Raw genomic sequence first — 286 nt, 5'->3', positions numbered from 1 at the left:
CATCACCGTAAAAATATTCGTCTTATGCCAGGCTATTTCTGCGCTACTAATCGCATACTTATCTGTCGGCAGCTTCCCTCCGCCTTTTACCGTTAATACACGCTCTACGGTAGCTACAGATTGCGCTCTAGTTGTATTTTCCTTTTCTCCAAGCTTACCTGCACCAAGTCCAGAGATTAAGCCCGACTTCGTAGCCAGATACATCCACTTGTCATCTTCCTTTGTCTCTAATCCGGTTGCCCGGGCAGCGATACGCGCCATCTCTTGACGGGTTATTGTTTTGTTC

The 286-nt window shown here is 47.2% G+C and carries 1 pseudogene; it reads right to left on the bottom strand.

The features are described from left to right. Positions 1-286, bottom strand: a pseudogene (locus CA600_RS30705) (S-layer homology domain-containing protein); the annotation flags it as partial.

The sequence above is a fragment of the Paenibacillus sp. VTT E-133280 genome (genome assembly GCF_002264385.1).
Taxonomy (GTDB): Bacteria; Bacillota; Bacilli; order Paenibacillales; family Paenibacillaceae; genus Paenibacillus_AQ; species Paenibacillus_AQ nitricinens.
Note: the sequence above shows the minus strand (reverse complement) of the source record. Positions and strands in the feature narration are given on the sequence as shown.